This window comes from Vibrio sp. DW001, assembly GCF_029016285.1.
Lineage (GTDB): Bacteria > Pseudomonadota > Gammaproteobacteria > Enterobacterales > Vibrionaceae > Vibrio.
The window spans coordinates 1,299,597-1,316,888 of sequence record NZ_CP091975.1 but is presented as its reverse complement, the minus strand read 5'-3'; the positions used below and the strand labels follow the sequence as shown (position 1 = coordinate 1,316,888).

At 42.9% G+C, this 17,292-nt stretch carries 15 protein-coding genes and 1 pseudogene; 6 read left to right on the top strand and 10 right to left on the bottom strand.

The annotated features are described in order from the left end of the window. The first annotated feature begins 4 nt into the window (after window positions 1-4). Window positions 5-766, top strand: a complete 762-nt coding sequence (locus L3V77_RS06275; RefSeq protein WP_275136240.1) for a peptidoglycan binding protein CsiV — start codon at window positions 5-7, stop codon at window positions 764-766. A gap of 89 nt (window positions 767-855) precedes the next feature. Next, the gene (locus L3V77_RS06270; protein ID WP_275136239.1) at window positions 856-1,398 is read left to right on the top strand and encodes a GNAT family protein; all 543 of its coding nucleotides are present in this window, start codon (window positions 856-858) and stop codon (window positions 1,396-1,398) included. Between the two features lie 455 nt (window positions 1,399-1,853). Here the strand turns inward: L3V77_RS06270 and L3V77_RS06265 are convergent, their stop codons facing one another. The 6 genes from L3V77_RS06265 to L3V77_RS06240 form a co-directional block, all read right to left on the bottom strand. After that, the gene (locus L3V77_RS06265; RefSeq protein WP_275136238.1) at window positions 1,854-2,321 is read right to left on the bottom strand and encodes a GNAT family N-acetyltransferase; all 468 of its coding nucleotides are present in this window, start codon (window positions 2,319-2,321) and stop codon (window positions 1,854-1,856) included. A gap of 147 nt (window positions 2,322-2,468) precedes the next feature. Further along, window positions 2,469-3,449 (bottom strand): ABC transporter ATP-binding protein, encoded by a 981-nt coding sequence (locus tag L3V77_RS06260; protein WP_275136237.1) that lies wholly within the window; start codon window positions 3,447-3,449, stop codon window positions 2,469-2,471. Beyond that, the gene (locus L3V77_RS06255) at window positions 3,446-4,435 is read right to left on the bottom strand and encodes an ABC transporter ATP-binding protein (RefSeq protein ID WP_275136236.1); all 990 of its coding nucleotides are present in this window, start codon (window positions 4,433-4,435) and stop codon (window positions 3,446-3,448) included. The genes L3V77_RS06260 and L3V77_RS06255 overlap by 4 nt, the downstream gene beginning before the upstream one ends. Further along, the gene (locus L3V77_RS06250) at window positions 4,432-5,337 is read right to left on the bottom strand and encodes an ABC transporter permease (protein WP_275136235.1); all 906 of its coding nucleotides are present in this window, start codon (window positions 5,335-5,337) and stop codon (window positions 4,432-4,434) included. The genes L3V77_RS06255 and L3V77_RS06250 overlap by 4 nt, the downstream gene beginning before the upstream one ends. After that, complete coding sequence (locus tag L3V77_RS06245; RefSeq protein ID WP_275136234.1) at window positions 5,337-6,326, bottom strand: ABC transporter permease; 990 nt, start codon at window positions 6,324-6,326, stop codon at window positions 5,337-5,339. The genes L3V77_RS06250 and L3V77_RS06245 overlap by 1 nt, the downstream gene beginning before the upstream one ends. Before the next feature lie 102 nt (window positions 6,327-6,428). Beyond that, a complete protein-coding gene (locus tag L3V77_RS06240) occupies window positions 6,429-8,105 on the bottom strand; it encodes an ABC transporter substrate-binding protein (protein ID WP_275136233.1) in 1,677 nt (558 codons plus the stop codon). A gap of 381 nt (window positions 8,106-8,486) precedes the next feature. On the opposite strand from L3V77_RS06240, the gene murQ reads away from it, so the two are divergent. The 4 genes and pseudogenes from murQ to L3V77_RS06220 all read left to right on the top strand — a co-directional run. Further along, window positions 8,487-9,377, top strand: coding sequence for an N-acetylmuramic acid 6-phosphate etherase (murQ, locus tag L3V77_RS06235; RefSeq protein ID WP_275136232.1), 891 nt, complete (start codon window positions 8,487-8,489; stop codon window positions 9,375-9,377). A gap of 723 nt (window positions 9,378-10,100) precedes the next feature. Continuing rightward, on the top strand, window positions 10,101-11,576 hold the full coding sequence (gene nagZ, locus L3V77_RS06230; RefSeq protein ID WP_275136231.1) for a beta-N-acetylhexosaminidase: 1,476 nt from the start codon (window positions 10,101-10,103) through the stop codon (window positions 11,574-11,576). A gap of 13 nt (window positions 11,577-11,589) precedes the next feature. After that, window positions 11,590-12,507, top strand: a complete 918-nt coding sequence (locus L3V77_RS06225) for a BadF/BadG/BcrA/BcrD ATPase family protein (RefSeq protein ID WP_275136230.1) — start codon at window positions 11,590-11,592, stop codon at window positions 12,505-12,507. Between the two features lie 612 nt (window positions 12,508-13,119). After that, window positions 13,120-13,346 (top strand): annotated as a pseudogene (locus tag L3V77_RS06220) (IS3 family transposase); the annotation flags it as partial. Between the two features lie 92 nt (window positions 13,347-13,438). Here L3V77_RS06220 and L3V77_RS06215 read toward each other — a convergent pair. The 4 genes from L3V77_RS06215 to lpoB all read right to left on the bottom strand — a co-directional run bounded on the left by L3V77_RS06215 (window position 13,439) and on the right by lpoB (window position 17,285). Further along, window positions 13,439-14,728, bottom strand: coding sequence for an NAD(P)/FAD-dependent oxidoreductase (locus L3V77_RS06215; protein WP_275136229.1), 1,290 nt, complete (start codon window positions 14,726-14,728; stop codon window positions 13,439-13,441). Window positions 14,729-15,047: 319 nt separating this feature from the next. Next, complete coding sequence (gene ycfP / locus L3V77_RS06210; RefSeq protein WP_275136228.1) at window positions 15,048-15,587, bottom strand: alpha/beta hydrolase YcfP; 540 nt, start codon at window positions 15,585-15,587, stop codon at window positions 15,048-15,050. Between the two features lie 198 nt (window positions 15,588-15,785). Further along, a complete protein-coding gene (locus L3V77_RS06205) occupies window positions 15,786-16,631 on the bottom strand; it encodes a phosphotransferase (RefSeq protein WP_275136227.1) in 846 nt (281 codons plus the stop codon). 63 nt (window positions 16,632-16,694) lie between these two features. Then, the gene (gene lpoB / locus L3V77_RS06200; RefSeq protein WP_275136226.1) at window positions 16,695-17,285 is read right to left on the bottom strand and encodes a penicillin-binding protein activator LpoB; all 591 of its coding nucleotides are present in this window, start codon (window positions 17,283-17,285) and stop codon (window positions 16,695-16,697) included. Between the last annotated feature and the right edge of the window lie 7 nt (window positions 17,286-17,292).

Genomic DNA, 17,292 nt, shown 5'->3' with positions numbered 1-17,292 from the left:
CGAAATGAAAAAACTGGTCTTTCTACTACTCTTTATCATGGCTTCGCCGTCATTCGCGGCCGATCGTCAATTTGATATAGAGCTTATTGTATTTAAACGTTCTATCGATCCGGACAAACTCAGTGAATCTTGGCCAAGTACATTGCCACCGATCGACTTCACCAATGTGGGGACCTTTGAAAACAGCGAATATAGACAAAGAAAAGGCGTTTCAATTCGTGGTTACGACGAATTTAAACTTCTTAACCAAGTAGAGCGACTCAAAAAGCACGCTGGTTTTCAGGTTTTGATGCATAAAGTATGGCGTCAAGGTGATAATGGTAAAGCCTCTGCGCCTAAATTTCGGATTCGTGCGGGTAAAGATTATTCCAAATCTTATAATCCAGATGGCAGCCAAAAAGTCGCTTTTACTGACAATAGCGAAGGAGCAATCCAAGAACAAACCATCGATAACCCGCTTTATGAGTTAGATGGAGAGTTACAGGTATATGTCCAACATTATCTATTTTTAGAAACCACCTTAGATCTTAAAGCACCAGGGGTTCGTGACGTTATCCTAGAAGATAAACAATTGGTTCTAACAGAATCAGATTCTGACGAAACGGTACAGTTCGGTGATATGAGAGAAGTGTCGCCAACGGTTCAAGAGGAACGCTTCTTGAAGAGCTACAGAATGGATCAAAAACGGCGCATACGAAGCAGTGAAACGCACTACCTCGATCACCCATTAATGGGCATTATTGTTCAGATACGTCGAGTGCCTTAACGCGACTATTTACTTCAACCCCGTTTGCCCTAAACCTATTAACATTGCTTCCCTTTTGGGGAGCATTTTACACCCCTGGACTGTTCAATTTGGTCACTAATTTAGAAATATTCACCAAGCGATTGCAGCTTAAAATCATTCGCCAAGAACATAGCCATGCATTTGCCAATAGAATCTCTGATTCATTATCTTTGCATGACTGGATGGATTGGTGCCATCCTAGGTTTAGCGAAACAGATGCACAGGATTTTATACGCGCTAACCGATTGAACTGGGTGAAAGGGAGTTCATATGGCTTTGGGGTGTTTCGCAAAGAAAGCCAAGAATTTATTGGTATGGCGGCCATCACCGAAATCCATCTCGTCTCTAACTCTGCAAGCCTTGGGTACTGGATAGCCGATAAACACCAGCAAAAAGGCTACGCCAAAGAAGCCTTGAATTCCCTAATCAGTTTCTGTTTCGAAAAACTACACCTAACACGAATAGAAATAATCTGCGACCCTGACAACGTACCTAGCCATAACGTTGCATTAACTTGCGGTGGCATTAATGAAGGGATCAATCGAAATCGCTTTATTTATAATGACAAACCAAGAGACGGGTTAGTCTTTTGCATCACTCCCGATCTTTGAAACTAAACCCAAGTTCTTTTTTTTATTCTTCTCTTCTTTGTTTAAAAATACAGTCTTTAGATCCGATTAGTCCTGAAATGTGTAAATACATTTCAGGACTGGACACTACCGTCGAATAAGGCGTCATTCCCACCTCGATGGCATGAGTCTTATGCCGTTTGAATCAGCCTAAAAATGAGACTGAAAAATGTCCATGGTCTTCTGAACAGCCCACTTTTGACTTGACAGAAATTATTAAAAATCTGAGAGTTTACGAATTCTACAACACGCTTTTATTCAAAAATGTTCACACCAAAAGCTTGCTCTATAAGAATCAATCACCAATCATATAAATAATTTATAAAGGTTAGTTTAACTAGCTGTGTATTTTGTTTCACCTGTGTAGCACCTTATAGGTAATGGACAACAGGTTTTCAGTACATATGAGATAGGCTAAATTCATTAACCCGCTCTACTTAAATAACATTCTTACGCAACAAATTTTGATAAGCACCCGGTGTAGATCCAACTATTTCGGTGGCATTTACTGAGCGTTTATAGAACTCAATAGGCCCTGCACTACCAATCATGGCGTACTGATAACCTTGAAGATGCATTAAATGCATAGAACGATGCAGTAGAGCTTCTCCAATTCCTAAACCACGTTCAGTCTGACTTACTCCTGTAGGGCCAAAATAGCCTTTGAAGGTGGTGTCATAGCAAGCAAAACCAACGATTTGTGAATTTCTAGTGGCGATCAAACAGCGTACAGGGTGTTGCGATAGTGCAAACTCAACTTCGCTGACCCAGTATTCACTAAAGTGCTCACGAACGAAGTCAACCACTAAATGGCGTTCGGGCACCATGGCTGGGCGCACGTAAATGTTGTCTGGGCATTTGGCAGTAAATTCTGGTAAGTCATACAGTTTAACCAGTAAGTCCATAAAAACTCCAATTAATTATATTTTAGGTGATGAAATTGAATATTGCGCAGTATCGAGAGTGAAAGAAAGACACACACAAAATCCAAAGGAGTGATAACAATATGAAGTGCTATCACTTTTAATCCTATTGATACTTTCGTGACTTAGTTACTCTTCAACGTAATGACAGAACACTTGTCGGTCGTCCAAATCGCGCCATTGTGGGGTTTCATTGTTACATCTGTCAGTCGCTTTAGGACAGCGACTCCAAAACGGACAACCAATGGTATCTGGTGACCACATTGGCGCTTCTGCAATAACATCACTGACCTTGTCGCTGCTGCTTTCGCGGTCGGGGTCTGGCACACTAGCTAGCAATAGCTGGGTGTAGGGATGACGAGGGTTTTCAATAATGGCTTGAGTTGGCCCTTTTTCTACCACATGTCCAGAGTACATCACCACAATATCATCGGCAAAAAAGCGTGCACTAGCAAGATCGTGGGTAATGTAGACAAAACTGGCTTCGATTTTTCCTTTCAGCTCATCAAGTAACTTGAGCACCCCGATACGGATAGACACATCCAGCATGCTGGTTGGCTCATCGGCCAAAATGACTTGTGCACCTGTAGCAATTACGCGAGCAATACACACTCTTTGGCGCTGCCCACCAGACAACGCAAATGGGTGCTTGTACAAAACATCTTTTGCAGGCGTTAGACCGCAGGCTTCGAGCGATTCAATAGCTATTTGTTCGCGCTTTTTTTTGTCATTAGGAAACTGATTACGTGCTGCGCGATCAAGATGCCAACCGATAGTGTGCACTGGATTAAGCGCACTATAAGGGTCTTGAAAGATCATTTGCACGTCACTAGCCAAATCTATTCTGTCTTGGCGCGTTTTGATTGGTTCGACCACTTTTCCATTTATAGCGATTTCACCCGAAGTAGGGGTGTAACCTGCCATCTGACAAATGAGACGGGCCAAGGTTGATTTGCCGCAACCAGACTCACCAACAATAGCAATTGCTCTGCCAGTATCAATACTAAATGAGACATTATTAACGGCTCGAAATGCCTGACCTTTGCGGAAAAATCCTTTGTTAATCACAAAGTCTTTAGTGAGGTTTCTAACTTCAAGTGCTGCACTCATGCTACGACCTCCTTACTGTTGGTGATCTCGATAGGATTAAAACAAGCCACATGTTGGCCATTCTCTTTGCTGACCATGGTCGGTTGAGTTTGCTGACACGAAATAGTCGCAAAGCGGCAACGCGGAGCAAAGGCACAACCGTCAGGAAGATCCAACAAGTTAGGTGGGGTACCCTTAATACTGTGTAGTTCATTCGTGCTGCGGTGCAAAGTGGGGAACGACTCTTTTAAACCTAATGTATAAGGGTGCCTTGGCGACTCTAGAATCGTTTTAGCTGGGCTCATTTCTACAATACGACCTGCGTACATGATACCAATACGATCACACAACTCGACCATCAGCGATAAATCGTGAGTGATAAACAAAATCGAAAATCCTATGTCAGCCTGCAGCTGTTTGATCTTCTTAAGGATTTGGCGTTGCACCACGACATCTAGGGCTGTAGTTGGCTCATCCATAATGATCAAATCGGGATTTAGAGCCATTGCCATTGCAATTGCGATACGTTGACGCATGCCACCGGAAAACTGATGCGGATAGTCATAAATTCGGTCGGAGTGAATATCCACCAGAGAAAATAGCTCACGAGTACGTGTTTCAGCCTCTTTTTTATTGTTGACCGCTTTGTGCTCCAGTAGCACATCTTCGAACTGTTTATAGACAGAGACCACAGGATTTAGTGCGTTCATTGCAGATTGAAATACAAGCGAGATAGTATTCCAGCGTAAGCTATTTAAGCCAGTTTCATCAAGCTTCAGTACGTCTTTACCACTCATCCATACTTCGCCACCACTAATCACGGCAGGAGGTTGATGAAGCTGGGGGATAGCCATGGCTATGGTGCTTTTTCCGCAGCCACTTTCACCCGCTAGGCCTAGGATTTCTCCCTTTTTAATTGAAAAACTGACATTGTCTACGGCTCGAGCATGGCCGCTTTCCGTAATGTAATCGACTATAATATCTTTGACTTCTATAACAGCACTCATTGTTTTGCCTCCGCTGCTTGGGCTTTTTGTTGTTCTTTTTTCCAACGTGCAAACCAAGTTTGCGCTTGCAATTTGGGGTTACTCACTTCATCTATACCGAAGTTAAGTAGGGCAAGACCTGTACCTACGATGATGATGGCGATACATGGGGCCAAGAGCTCCCACCATGCTCCAACGACGACCGCAGCCGAATTGTTAGCGTGATACAACTGAGTACCCCAAGTGACTATTTCAGCATTACCTAGTCCGATAAACGAAAGGGTGGCTTCAGTCATGATGGCGTAGATAACCACACCGATAAAGTTACTGCCGATAATCGAGATTAGGTTAGGTAATAATTCTTTTAAAATGATATGAAAAGGTGGATCGCCAATCAGCTCAGAAGCATGAATGAAATCACGCTGACGAACAGCTAAAGCTTGAGAACGAACCACACGTCCACCCCACGCCCAACTGGTTAAGCCGATAATAAGAGCAATCGATAAAGGACCCGTTTCACCAATTAATGCAGCCAGTACAATAAGCAGTGGTAGTTGTGGGATTACTAGTACGATATTGATAATCACAGAGATAAATTCATCGACCCATTTACCAAAATAAGCGGCTGTGATACCCATCATAACGGCCAAAAATGCCACCATGGAACCAGCTGCCAAGCCAACAAAGAGTGATACACGGCCACCATACATCAATTGAGAAAAGACATCGTAGCCCAAGCGAGTGGTACCCAAGAGATGGTCCCAACTTGGTGCTTCGTGCGGGTTACCAACGCGCTCTAAAGCGCCATACGGAGCAATAAGAGGCGCTAAAATAGACAACAACATCATTATCGCAATTAGAACAATACCTATTTTAGATTTTTTGTTTTTTAGTATCTTTTGAAAGAAGTTTTCGTTGTTCATTATTGTGCCCCTCCAGTGCGAACACGAGGATCGAAGACCACGTAAAGCAGATCAGCTATAAAGTTTGCAACCAAAATGGTCATAGTGACAAGTAATAGTACTCCCTGAATTAATGGATAATCTCTAGCTTTGATTGCTTGGAATAAAGTGTTGCCTACACCTGGGTAGTTAAAGATCATTTCAGTCACTAGTGAGCCGCCCAAAACAAACCCAATCGCCATAGACAACGCTGTTATTGCAGGAAGCAAAGCATTACGTGCGCCATAGCGCATCATTACACGCTTCTCTCCCAATCCTTTAGCACGACCTAGCGCAATAAAATCTTCACCGAGTAAATTGATCATGCTATTTCGCATTGGCAATAAGTATGCGCCGTATTGATAAAGTACCAACGAACCAATTGGTAGCACTGCGTGATAGGCCAGACTGCCGATAAACTCCCAACTCCATTCTGGGTCGAGGTAAAGGTCATACGCTCGGCCAGTAGGAAACCACTGCAAAATCACTGAAAATAATAGGAGTGAAAGGAGGGCAATGATCACTGGTGGAATCGCATGCAAAATAACGCCAGTTAACGTAACTACAGAGTCGAAACGGGTGCCTCGGCGCCATGCCGAGATAATACCCAGGAAGCTACCTATACTAAAAGAGAGTAACGTGGCAGTTCCCGCTAAGAATACCGTCCAACCTAGCGCGGGACTAAGAATATCCCAAACTGGCGCTGGGAAAAATTTGATTGAAACACCAAAATTAAAGTCTAAAACGTTTCCAATGTACTGGAAATACTGTTCGATTAGACTCGAGTCTTGAGTGAAACCCAATGCTTCGCGTAAAGCGGTTTCGGCCTCAAAAGTAAGTGAATCACCTGCATTTGCCAAGATAACGTCAACGGGATCTCCGGGCATGAATCTGGGCAAAATAAAGTTAAGGGTAGCGGCGACAATAAAGGCCAAAAAATATAAGAATAAACGACGAACGAGAAACAACATAAATACTTCCAAAATTGCTGCGGGAGCAGAAAAATGTTAAACAAATGCTAACAAAAGGGTGAAAAGAGCCTGACTAGGGCTCTTTTCTAGGGGGAACAATCATTAACGAGGCTTAAGATCAAGCAACATCAACAAACGTTCCGGGTTATATTGAAAAACAATAGGGTTACCTTTCGCGTTATCACCATCCCAGAAACCGGTGAAGTTTTTGGTGCTATATTCGTACCACATTGGATTGTTAAACACAGGGATTATCGGCATATTTTCAGCAACTCGAACTTGCGCGCGGTCAATGATGTTAGCCTTAGTGGTGTCATCAAGAGCTGTTGGAAACTCATCTAAAATGGCATCGAGTTCCTTATCTGCAAAACGATGCGACGCAAAGCGATTACCGGGAATACCCATGTGTTCAGAGTGAAGCAGCAGGTTGTAGTAGTTGTATGGGTTAGACTCACGTACTGTGGCATTCAGTACAACTTCATAATTAGCATTTAGCTGGCTGCTGGTCCATACCGTCGCTTCTGGGGATTTTAGGTTAGCGTTAATACCCACTTTTCGCAGTGTCTCTAGCGATAAAGTGACGACGTTGATCCAATCTGTCCATCCATTGGGCACCACAATATCAAATTCTATTGCTTCACCTTTTGGTGTCTCAATAAAACCGTCATTGTTAGTGTCTTTGTAGCCCGCGGCAGCAAGCTCTGCTTTGGCATTATCGATAGAAAAAGTAGTGTATTTTTTGTACTTGTCGAGAACAGCTGGATCATTCCAACTGGCATAAGGCGCGCCAAGTAATGTTGGGTCATCATTCAATGTTGGATAACCATTGGCACCGTTCACGCGTAATGTTTCACGATCTAAGGCCATCGAGAATGCGCGGCGGAAGGCAATATCATTGAATGTAGCGTTAAGGACTGGATCTTCAATTTGGCTGTTCATAGCGTAGAAGACAAGGCTGTTTGGCGGGAACCAATACTTATTATTATCTTTGTCCCGGGCGACGAAGGTTTTGTCAATCTCAGCCACGAACATGCCAAACCAATCGAGTTTACCAGTTTGCGCAGCCAGCAGCGCTTGATCGTTCGATGCAAATTGTGGTGCGCGGATACAATCGATATCTAGGTTGTCGTTATCCCAGTAATACGGGTTGCGGCATTGCTCATAAATCATCGACTTGAATCGTTTGATCTCTGTTAGCGGGCCTGACCCTACAGGATTTTCGTTTGTAAAGGTGACAGGGTTGTTCACATTAGCCCAGATATGTTGCGGAACAATGATCGCTTTAGCAACATCATATAGGCCCAGCGTGCTTGGTTTAGCGAGAGTAAATTTAACCGTGAAATCATCGATTTTTTCAACGCGTGCAACCTTTTCAACGATGTTGATGGCGTCCAGTGCGGAATTGTTCATGACTAAGTCAAAAGAGAACATCACGTCGTCAGCATCAAAGCTTTGTCCGTCACTCCACTTAACGCCTTGGCGTAACGTCATGGTAATAGCAGAATTGTCGTCGTTGTATTCAAATGCTGTCGCTAAACGGTAATGCGGCTCCATGTTGTTCATGCTGTTAAATATTATCAGTGGTTCATAGATAAAATGACGAGTGGTTTCGACTCGGCTGATTTCGTTGTACGGGTTAAAGTTGCGCACATGGGCGGTAGTAAGTTTATTGAAGATAGTTAAGGTGACGTCCTTTGCGACTGCTGAAGGGACAGCCATCGATCCCGCTAGCATTATGCCAGCACTGATCGCAGTGAATGTGCGTTTAGTCTTACTCATCTGTCATTCCTTTCATGTAGGGTGTGTTCCATTTAAGGTTGTTAATGGTAATTAATAATTCCTATTTGATGGCAATAATAGAATAAAATATTCTATTATTGATAGCGAATTGATCACAAAAATCAATTGTAGTGGATAAAAAGTAGTACCGAAGTGACGCATAAAACGGGGCCTCGATAATAGGCTCTATGAGAGCGCGGCTTAAGGTATAAGAGGTGCCGTAGTTTTTCATGTTGATCTGAATGTTTTATGTAAATGTAAAAATTATGATTAATCTCCCACTAAAATAATTATTCTGATATTTACATTTGAATGGAATATTAAATTCCACTATGCTAGTAGCAATTAAAATTAAAGTCACCGAGTCGTAAGAGGCAAAAAATGGATCTAGAACTTCTAGTCACAGAAAGTCGCAACAGCGCAAGTCAGAATATCGATACCCTATCCACTCTTGAAGTGGTTCGCGTCATTAATCAAGAAGACAAAAAAGTTGCCCAAGCAGTCGAAAAAACACTATCTGAGGTTGCTGCTATGGTCGATTGCATAGTTTCTGCTTTTTCTGCTGGCGGTCGACTAGTGTACATCGGGGCAGGAACTTCTGGGCGACTAGGCATTTTAGATGCTAGTGAGTGCCCACCGACGTTTGGTACACCTGCCGAACAGGTGATTGGATTGATAGCTGGCGGGCAGCCTGCGATCCTTAATGCAGTAGAAAATGCAGAAGACGATCATGATTTAGGGGTTACCGATCTTAAATCTATCGACTTTAACGTGAAGGATGTTTTAGTCGGTATCGCCGCTAGTGGCAGAACTCCGTACGTAATTGGTGCGATGCAATACGCAAGATCTGTCGGTGCAACAGTAGGTTGTATCTCCTGTAACCCGAACTCAGAAATGGCGCAGTGCGCTGACATTAGTATGGTGCCGGTAGTCGGTGCAGAAGTAGTCACCGGATCTAGCCGATTGAAAGCGGGTACCGCGCAAAAACTGACTTTAAATATGTTGACAACTGCATCGATGATCCGCAGTGGAAAGGTATATGGCAATTTGATGGTGGACGTTGAAGCGACTAATGCCAAGTTAATCGAGCGTCAAAAACGGATCGTGATGCAAGCAACTGATTGTAGTTTGGACAGCGCAGAGCTCGCACTTTCTGCTTGTAATCACCACTGTAAAAGCGCCATTTTGATGGTATTAACAGGGTGTAGTGCCAGTAAGGCTGTCAGTCAACTCGCAGCGAATAAAGGGTTTATTCGTCACACGTTAGCCTAATAAGGCAACGAGTTTATTTGCGTTTCGCCTATTTAGAAACTTTAAGCGCTTGAACGGATTACTCGGCAGAAGAGGTTAACTCTCCGCGGTGTTCCAAACGCTGGACAATCAGCAAAAATAACCAGTCGACTATCATCAATTGCGCGTTGCGCGCAAGGATAGTTGAGTAACCGAGAGTACTTTAACGTGACGGCGCTGAGCATTTTTTTGCCATTAATAAACATTCTTGGCTTTAGCCGGAGAAAGAAATAAAACACATATATCTTGTTGTGTGAGCATTGAAGAGTTCGCCAACTGTATATGAGCATCGCCACCAAAGACCACATGTAGGCCCAGTTTGGTTAACTTATAAGTCAAGTCTTCTGCCACCAATCGTGAGGAGCCGACACCAAATAACAGAATGCGCTGCTGTTGTCATGAACCAACGCCAATTTGAATTTGCTGTAACCTTTAAAGCCTAGCTTTGACAGGACTTGACTACGCTACTTTGGCTAACATTCGCTTGTTGCGCCAATTGCTGAGAACTGAGGTCTAAAATACAAGCAACATTATCAACAATGTATATGGCGATTTTTCTCTCACTCTGTGAAAAGGTCGCCAACGAGGCATTGATACGAGTAAGAACGGACATAAACTAATCTTGTAAATCGTTACTGTTGTGATGCAGAAAGCCTACTCTAGATTGAATATAAATGAAACCAAGCACGTAGAAGGATTTTTTAAATGAAAAGTATTGGCCATACCTTAATGGTAGGGATCCCTGGCAGCATTCTTGACGACGATACTCAATCGAAGCTTTTGCAGATCCGACCCTCCGGCATTATTTTGTTTCGTCGTAATATCGAAACACCGATACAGATACGTGCTCTAACTGATGCGTTGCGTGATTTATTGGGACCAAATATCATAATTGGCGTTGACCAAGAAGGTGGAGTGGTAACTCGTCTGGACGAAGGCTTTACACCTACAATTGGTGCTATGGCGATTTCGGCCACACAAGAGAGCGATAATGCTCGCCAAGTTGCAAAAATCTGTGGAACTGAATTAAGTGCCGTCGGCATTAACATGAATTTTGCCCCTACCACCGATGTTAATAACAACCCAAACAATCCCGTTATTCATGTGCGTGCTTTTTCTGATAAACCGACTACGGTGAGCCAATTTGCCTCAGCGCAAATGAAAGGCTACCTAGAAAGTGGTGTAATACCTGTGGCCAAACATTTTCCTGGCCATGGAGACACGAATGTAGATTCTCACATAGGGTTAGCTAGAATAGATCACGACATGGCGAGGTTAGAAAAGATAGAATTGCGACCGTTTCAAGATTTGATCAACCAAGGTTTGCCGGCAATTATGGTAGCTCATGTTCATTTTAGTCAGTTAAATCCCGAGCCGCTACCAGCGTCGTTATCTTCAGAGGTAGTGACAGGGCTACTTAAGCATAAAATGGGTTTTGGTGGCGCGGTTTTATCCGACTGTCTAACCATGGGAGCGATAGTAAAATGGGGAGATCGCGCACAAGCGATCAGCAAAAGTTTGTTGGCTGGTGTAGATATACCTATGGTTAGCCATGATTTGACGCAAACCATTCTAGCCATAGAACAAGCAGATCGGACCCATGCAGATAATAGAGACTATTTTGATGCTATTACACGTGCACAGGTTCAAATCCAACAACTGCATCAACAATTGGGGCCGATCCCCAATTGGGAGCAGGCTCAATATCTTATTCGTCAGCGAGAGCACATTCGAGCGCAAGAGAACATGCAAATTGCAACTGTGACACAACTATCACAAACACCGCTGCCCAGTGTGGCAATAAAAGATGTCGATTGGCTCTATCTTGACGATGGAGGCCGTATTAGTGACGCAGAGGATAAACATAATTACTTCGCTTGGTTCTCTCAGCAGTGTCAACAATTAGGCATTAAATTACTTGACCAAGAGAGCGATATTCCATCAGCTAACACTAAACTCTGCCAAGGAATTGTCGTAAGTCCGCATGCTACAACATTGTCGGGAAAAGTGCCTAGTAATGTGCTGCATGTATTAACCCGTATACCTTCACAGCTTAATGCTTCGGGAGCCAACACTATTTGGGCGCTGTTTGAAGAAAGTGTGGCTGCGCAAAAAGCGCTATGGGAGACCCTGTTTTTCCAACTAACTCCTACTGGAAAATGTCCAATTGAATTGGTGTAAATCAAAAGAGGCAATGATGACTGAGTTTGCAATTGTGATTGATGGGGCGGCGACGAAAACTGTGGCCCAGTTAATTCGAAAGACCGCAGCAAAAGAGCTGGTTGACGAGAAACCCGTAGATTCGGTGCGTTCAACAGCGGCTTCGCTAACGGTTGACTCTAAAGCGGCAATAAATGTTGTCACGCAACTGATCACGGATACTTTACACAAGCATAATATTTCTGCGGTTGACTGTGATCTTGCAATCGGATTAGCCGGAGCCTCCAATGTGGAAGCTAAGCGGCAATTAGTTCATCAATTATCAGCGCACCCAGTGTGTTTAATTGAAACAGATGCTTATTGCTCTGTATTGGGGGCCAACTTAGGTCAACCAGTCAACTGTTTGGCAATAGGTACGGGCAGCGTTGGTACGATTTTGTACCCTAACCTTACCCATCAAATTGTCGGTGGTTGGGGGTTTCCTGCAGGTGATCAAGGTGGCGGAGCTTGGCTCGGACTGCAAGCAATGCAAAACACCATTAATGATATCGAAACTAAGGACTTTAGTGCATTAAGCCAAGCGGTTTGCGATAAAATCGGACATTCTCGAATTGATATCCTTAGTCAACTTCGAGGTGCGACAGCTAGTTGGTACGCTCAATTAGCGCCGATAGTAATAGAGCATCGAGAGAGTTGCCCACAAGCTAGAGCGATTTTCCAAGCAGGCTGTAAAGAAATTATTAAGCTATATCAAACTATACTGCATGCCGAAAACCAGAATGCACAGTCATTACCGTTTACCTGTATTGGCGGGTTAGCGGCGTTTTATCTACCGGCCTTGCTAAGCAGTGAACATGTAGACAGCTATCGGTGGATCAAAGCAAAAGGTGATGCGCTAGCAGGGGCAAAAATCTTGTTGCAATCAACCGTACTGTCAAGTACAGGTACTTAATTTTTCATAATCCGCACTAACGTGGTGAACCATAGCAAACAAGGAAAAACGTATTATTCATTACCCTGAATTTAAAGCTGAAACCCTAAGACTGTAGAAGTGACGGCAAGGCGGCTCTCTTTGCATGAGTTCCAAACCTACGGTTAGTAAACAGCCACTATCAATAGCACCACCACGGGTCAGCGTAAACAAAACCTAGCTGCTGAGGTGACTAAACTCAAAAGGCCACTGCAGGTAGAACTGATCATCGATACACCTTTTCCATCATGTGTATCACTAATGAACTCAACTCATAGTTGAGTTCGAGTACACTTGCCTTTGAGCGCTTTTCCATTCGTTTGGCTCTATTATTAGCATCAACGGCTTTGTAATAATTTCCCTTGATATCTTTGAAGCATACAAGCGATGGTTCGAAGAGACTCTTTGGTCGATAAGTGCAGCTTTGACGTCTTCTCGTTCCTCTAACATTAAGTATTGGTTATTTCTCGATTTGTTTGCGGGTTTATACCACCTGACTCACGGAAATCGGTACAAACAGTGCCAGGAGCTGCATCCAAAATTCGACCAATATAACTAAACCCACCTCCTTGCTTCCATAAATTGAGAATTGGTTACTGCTCTAAAGACCATCGAGGACTCATAAACGCTTATAATCTAAAGCACAGTATGAGTAGAAAAGGAAATGGTTAGTACAATGCCTATGTTGAGAGCTTCTTCCGTTCCATGAAAGTGTAAGTGAGCCAGTAATGAAGCGAAATGAGACGTGTCGAACAATCTTCGAATACATAGAGGTTGATTGTAATCGAACGAGAAAGCACATTGCTCTTGAGTATATCTAAGCACAAAGATAAAATTGGACTGCCCAGTATTCCACTGAAATATAAAAGTTGAACCGGATCATTTTAATCCGGTTCAATCATATATTTCTAAGTTAATGTAGCTTTAAATTTGGTCTTAAAACTCTGTTAATTCGGCCAACCAACATCATTAGTGCAGTCTTAACCATCCCATGCAACGCCATTTGATGCATACGATACAAAGAGATATAGACAACACGCGCAATCCGCCCTTCTATCATCATTGAGCCGTTGGTTAGGTTACCCATTAAACTGCCGACCGTCGAAAAACGGCTGAGAGAAACCAGTGACCCGTGATCTTTATAAATATAAGGTTTAAGCGCCTTGCCATTTAACTTCGCTATTATATTGGTATACGCTTGGCTAGACATCTGATGCGCGGCTTGTGCGCGTGGGGGTACAAATGAGCCATCAACTTGTGTGCATTGAGCTAGGTCACCGATAACGAAGATATTGTCATCACGGGTGGTTTGTAGGGTGTCATTAACCACCAATTGGTTGATGCGGTTCGTCTCTAAGCCCGCAATGTCTTTGATGAAATCTGGCGCTTTAATACCCGCCGCCCACACCATGATATGCGCGTGAATTTTGTCACCACTTTTGGTAGTTAACCCATCGGTTTCCGCTTTTGTCACCAACGTCCCTGTTCTTACTGTTACGCCTAATTTCGTTAGTTCATGATGAGCTGAAGCGGAGATCCGTGGTGGCAACGCAGGAAGAATACGCTCGCCAGCTTCTATCAGGTTCACATTAAGTTTACTTGAGTCAAGATCACCAAATCCATAGGTTCTCAACTCTTTGATCGCATTATGCAGTTCAGCAGATAACTCAACGCCGGTTGCACCAGCACCAACGATCGCGATATCTACGGTTCCTTGGCCCGCCTTCGCGTGAAGCTTCAAGAATTCGTTGTTCATTAAGGTTCGGAAACGATGTGCCTGTTCAGGACTGTCCAAAAAGATACAATTATCACGGACCCCCGGTGTATTAAAGTCGTTGGAGGTTGAACCAATGGCCATCACCAGAATGTCATACTCAAATTCGCGTTGAGGCAATAATAGTTCACCATCATCGTCTTTTAGCTCAGCTAATAAAATGACTTTGCGATCGCGATCTATCGCTTTAAGAGTGCCTAATCCAAAATTAAAATGGTGATTCTTTGCATGAGCACGATAACTTATAGCATCAACACCTTCATCGAGTGAGCCCGTAGCCACTTCATGGAGCAACGGCTTCCACAAATGGCTTCCTTTTCGGTCTACTAATGTGATTACCGCTCTGTTTTTACGTCCAAGTGTATTTCCCAGTTTAGTCGCAAGCTCTAAACCTCCAGCTCCACCGCCGACAACAATGATTCGAGTCATGTTGGCACTCCTTTAAGTCTACAATTTTAAATAGCCTGAATGTGTCAAGCTATGGGATTCTGTAATTGGGCCGATATTCACGCTTTGTTTTGGTCAGCTTCTTGTGGGGTTGCTCACTCTTTTATTTCAACTTTAATTGATATATATCAAAAAAAGTTGAATTTTCATTATATATAGGTAAATGAGGACCGCAAGAAATTATTTAACCCTCATCACATTTTCACTCTTTTTGGTTAACCTTAAGCCAATTTATTTTAAAAATTGAACAAAAAAAAACGACCTCTTATTGAGGTCGTTTCCTGAAAATAATTCGTCCCGATCAAGCTTCTTTAAAAGCCTTAATGGTTTGTAGATGTTGCGATATTTTCTTGAATTTATGGGTTTCCGTTTCATCCCAAATAATCCGATAGTAATCCTCTAACGCATCAACCGTAAGGCTGTGATCAATATCATCATCGGCTTTAGATAAGATAACTAAACAGCGATCTTTATTTTTAATTCGGTACTGAGCAACACATTTCGTTGCTATATCATCGTACTCTTCAGGGCGATCTATCTTCCCACTCATATTAGATTCTGGGAACAAGTTCGGATTAAAAATAACTTGCTTGATACCACACAAAAAACCAATGCGTTCAGACCAATAGCCACCAAGTCCAACACCACAAATAACGGGATGACGGTCATCTGATTGCTCAATTGCTTTGTGCACCTCTTTTAAAAGATGTGCCATATCATGTTTTGGATGAAGAGTACTGTAATTAATAAAACGAACATCGTCGTCAATAAATTGAAGCTGAAGTACCTTCTCGTGATTCCCTGGACTTGTTGAATCAAAGCCGTGTAAATAAATTATCATGGTACCTCCCACTATCCTTTTTGGTATAACTTTAAATCTACGACTAATTAATTTTAACTTAATCGCCTGATTTTTTATGCATTAATTGTTTTATAGCATAAAAAAAAATCTTATTCGATTCAAAAGTTAAGTTTGCAGAATAGCTAACTTATTGAAAAAGATAAGTTTCCAAAAAAACACACCTTCAAAAGACCAACGTTAAGGTGAGAGCAAAGCCTCTAAACGATTGGCTTCTAACAAATAATGCTCATCATTCCACAGCTGATAGCCAAGTAAATACCACAGCATTGCCATCATTTGATTGCGAGGTGTCCACTGATTAACCCCTAATAGCCAACTATCTATTTCCTCTAGATTCCTAAGCTTACAGTACGTTACGACGCTTTTAAGTACATTAAGCCCACTGAGATCTAACGTCATAGCTAAATCCATCCTAGGGTCACTTACACCCGCATATTCCCAGTCGATAACCTTTATGCCCTGATCGGTTCTCACTACATTGTAGTCTCCCAGATCAAAATGACATAGTGCTGGCTCGACCTGAGGTATGTTTGGTAGCCCTCTATAGCGATGATAGAGCGCTTCGCGCTGTGTTGATTTTAGGCTGAGGTCTAACTTATGCCAATAGCCATCAACTTTTGCTGTAAATGCAAACAAAGGCACGGGCTTATTATGTATGTTTACAGTGTGAATTTTAGTCAGAGTCGTAAGTAGTTCTAGCTCACTTAACGGTACGTCGCCTACACTGCCCTCTAACCACTCAACCAACAAACCTTTGTCGTTTAAATGCACCGGAGTTGGAGAAAAATGGCATTCTCTCAGTGACTCCAATAATTGGTTCTCTCGGATCCGAGAAATACCAAATTGAAATAGATGAGTAGAGTTAGGCCGCCAGACATAGGGGACACCAGAATGTGACGTAATCTTCCAACATCGATTCGTTAAGCCACCAGCAAGAATTTCGGCAATTTGAGGAGGCGCACGAAAAAAGGGTTCCAGCGACAATAACGACTGGTCAAGCGATGTTGCTTCACTCCAGGTCATTCTCACAGGATACCCTCTTGTAATCAAACGTCGTTGTTAAACGGCGCTGGTCTAAGATTGAGTTTAAAGGCCTAATAAACTCTTCGATTCATTTTTACGAATCTCTGTTTCATCAGCCCACTCAATGAGACCCGTTTCCAAGTCCATTAATCGCATCGTCATTTTATAGTATACGTCTTTTTTGCTGCCCGCTTGCTTCACAATACTAGACAGGTTGCCATACAGCATATATTGAGCGCCGACCATTTTACCAAACTGGATAGCACTGCTTTGGTCCGCTAGCTCGTCGTTGTTCTGGAAGTTAAGTTGTTTACGTACTGATTCAACTCGGTCCATATCAACAAAACGGAACTTACCGGAGTTCAGCATCTTAGTACTGATAGAATCGGTAATTGATTCTGTATCTATATGTTCACTCGTCTTATTCTTGATGGTTTCAACAAATGCTATTGGGCGGCTGTCTCTAGTAATCGCCGCAACCGATCCTGACATAAGCATGCTATCAACCATTTCGCTCGCGATCTTTTGTAGATCTGTAGAGCCAAAGTCAATCGTTGTGGTTTCAGCTTCTTGCGCATCGCCATAATTTACTTTATTAGAACAGCCGCCTAAAATAACTGCTAGTCCAATTAACGCTATAACACTTTTATTCATCTCTCAC

What these genes read in the sequence shown, in the direction of transcription:
- L3V77_RS06275 (WP_275136240.1), top strand. Translation starts at nt 5, where the DNA reads ATGAAAAAACTGGTCTTTCTACTACTCTTTATCATGGCTTCGCCGTCA.
- L3V77_RS06265 (WP_275136238.1), bottom strand. Translation starts at nt 2,321, where the DNA reads ATGGACTTACTGGTTAAACTGTATGACTTACCAGAATTTACTGCCAAA.
- L3V77_RS06260 (WP_275136237.1), bottom strand. Translation starts at nt 3,449, where the DNA reads ATGAGTGCAGCACTTGAAGTTAGAAACCTCACTAAAGACTTTGTGATT.
- L3V77_RS06255 (WP_275136236.1), bottom strand. Translation starts at nt 4,435, where the DNA reads ATGAGTGCTGTTATAGAAGTCAAAGATATTATAGTCGATTACATTACG.
- L3V77_RS06250 (WP_275136235.1), bottom strand. Translation starts at nt 5,337, where the DNA reads ATGAACAACGAAAACTTCTTTCAAAAGATACTAAAAAACAAAAAATCT.
- L3V77_RS06245 (WP_275136234.1), bottom strand. Translation starts at nt 6,326, where the DNA reads ATGTTGTTTCTCGTTCGTCGTTTATTCTTATATTTTTTGGCCTTTATT.
- L3V77_RS06240 (WP_275136233.1), bottom strand. Translation starts at nt 8,105, where the DNA reads ATGAGTAAGACTAAACGCACATTCACTGCGATCAGTGCTGGCATAATG.
- murQ (WP_275136232.1), top strand. Translation starts at nt 8,487, where the DNA reads ATGGATCTAGAACTTCTAGTCACAGAAAGTCGCAACAGCGCAAGTCAG.
- nagZ (WP_275136231.1), top strand. Translation starts at nt 10,101, where the DNA reads ATGAAAAGTATTGGCCATACCTTAATGGTAGGGATCCCTGGCAGCATT.
- L3V77_RS06225 (WP_275136230.1), top strand. Translation starts at nt 11,590, where the DNA reads ATGATGACTGAGTTTGCAATTGTGATTGATGGGGCGGCGACGAAAACT.
- L3V77_RS06215 (WP_275136229.1), bottom strand. Translation starts at nt 14,728, where the DNA reads ATGACTCGAATCATTGTTGTCGGCGGTGGAGCTGGAGGTTTAGAGCTT.
- ycfP (WP_275136228.1), bottom strand. Translation starts at nt 15,587, where the DNA reads ATGATAATTTATTTACACGGCTTTGATTCAACAAGTCCAGGGAATCAC.
- L3V77_RS06205 (WP_275136227.1), bottom strand. Translation starts at nt 16,631, where the DNA reads ATGACCTGGAGTGAAGCAACATCGCTTGACCAGTCGTTATTGTCGCTG.
- lpoB (WP_275136226.1), bottom strand. Translation starts at nt 17,285, where the DNA reads ATGAATAAAAGTGTTATAGCGTTAATTGGACTAGCAGTTATTTTAGGC.